Consider the following 2,031-nt stretch of genomic DNA (forward strand, 5'->3'; position numbering starts at 1 on the left):
TTTGAATCCCATAGAGCCTACTTTGCAAAAGTGACTTATCAAACACGGTTCAACTAAATTGAAGAAGAACCTGTTAACTGTACATTTTTGCTATGTGAAAGTGTACAAGTTTGTGTAGCAAAAGTGTACATTCTTGCATAACAAAAGTAATTGTTAATATCGAGTGTTAATAATGTGTTTTATTTTAACCGATAATTTATTAAAGAACTATAACTTTAACCAGTGTTTGATAGATAGTTGATTCATCACAAATCATGATTAAATACAAGTAGAAATAAGTATTCTTGCAGTACAGAAGGTTGATTCTGTATCTTCTTAAAACAAAATAGTTGTTAATTTCATTTTAATACCCCGAACTAAAATTAAATATATTATGTTCTTTAATATGAAAACGATATTGAATATTGTTTTAAATATTGAATTAAAAAGAAAGTTTAGTCTCTTAATTTGAAACAATGTATCTGCTTGATAATGTTTGGGATACATGAATTATAAATATATGGACTTTACTTTCATAAATAAACTTTCAACATGAAATGTATGATATGTTTATTTTATAATCAACTTAACGCATTTTAATTATGAAAAAATTTATTATTGTATCTGCTTTTGCACTGGGAGCATTCACTGCAAATGCTCAAACAGGCGAGACTGCTCTTCAGGGAACTAAATTTGGTGATAACTGGTCTATAGGAATTAATGCTGGTGCTGTGACACCTCTGACTCACAGTTCATTCTTTAAAGATGCTCGTCCGGCTTTCGGATTCGGAATAACTAAGCAACTTACGCCTGTCTTCGGTTTGGGTATTCAGGGTATGGGATATGTGAACACGACCCAAAGTAAGACAGCATTCGATGCTTCTGATGTCAGCTTGTTAGGTAAAGTCAATTTGATGAATTTGTTTGGAGGATATCAGGGAACTCCCCGTCTATTTGAGATTGAAGCTTTGGCTGGTATGGGCTGGCTACATTATTATATGAACGGCCCTGGAGATCAGAATTCCTGGTCTACTCGTTTCGGCATGAATTTAAACTTCAATTTAGGAGAGACTAAGGCATGGACATTAGGAGTAAGACCAGCTATTGTATATGATATGGAAGGCGATTTTAATACAGCAAAGAGCCGCTTTAACGTAAATAACGCTGCTTTTGAACTGACGGCCGGAATCACTTACCATTTTATGACAAGTAACGGGACACATCATTTTACGAAAGTCAAACCTTATGATCCTGCTGAGATAGCCGATCTGAATTTTGCTATTAATGATCTTCGTTCGCAGGTAGGCAACAAGAATAATCAGTTAATTAATGCCAACCAGCAGGTCAACGAGTTACAAAGTGAGCTGAATGAATGCCGCAATAAGGTTGTTCCTGTTGAAACGGTTGTAAAGACCAGTCGGATTCCTGAATCTATCATTACTTTCCGACAGGGAAAATCAGTCGTTGATGCATCGCAGTTACCCAATGTAGAACGAGTAGCTTCTTATATGAATAAGCATGTGAATACAACTGTCGTTATCAAAGGATATGCTTCTCCTGAAGGAAATCTGGCATTCAATGAGAAACTGGCAAAAGCACGTGCCGAAGCTATTAAGACTATTCTGGTGAAAAAGTATAAGATTGATGCTGCACGAATTACGGCCGAAGGTCAGGGAATTGGTGATATGTTCTCAGAACCGGACTGGAATCGCGTAAGTATCTGTACGATTGATGAATCGAAATAATCTCTGAAAAGGAAGATTACATAAAGCTGTATAAACTTTAGATATACTATTATTTTGCTCGGAATCTATCTATTCTCCTGATAGGTGAATAACGAAAATAGATGCAATAAGAAAATTAATCATGCAAAAGAGTGCAAAAACATGCATCTTGTTTCGTATATTTTGATTCTATTTGAATATATATTCTACTTATCCCGGTGTCATATCTCTCTTATGATGTCGGGATAAGTTTTTTCCTCTACCATTATCTTTGCCATGGAAAACATAGTTCTTTATGAACGTTAATAAGAATAAATTTCTTAATATT

General features: G+C 34.7%; 1 protein-coding gene. It reads left to right on the forward strand.

The window, feature by feature from the left end:
* The first annotated feature begins 581 nt into the window (after positions 1 to 581).
* Positions 582 to 1,724 (forward strand): OmpA family protein, encoded by a 1,143-nt coding sequence (locus HCG69_RS20565; RefSeq protein WP_221651564.1) that lies wholly within the window; start codon positions 582 to 584, stop codon positions 1,722 to 1,724.
* The last annotated feature ends 307 nt before the right edge of the window (positions 1,725 to 2,031 follow it).

The sequence above is a fragment of the Bacteroides sp. K03 genome (genome assembly GCF_019734355.1).
Classification (GTDB): Bacteria; Bacteroidota; Bacteroidia; order Bacteroidales; family Bacteroidaceae; genus Bacteroides; species Bacteroides nordii.

Coding starts and splice junctions, on each gene's coding strand:
- HCG69_RS20565 (WP_221651564.1), top strand. CDS start 582: ATGAAAAAATTTATTATTGTATCTGCTTTTGCACTGGGAGCATTCACT.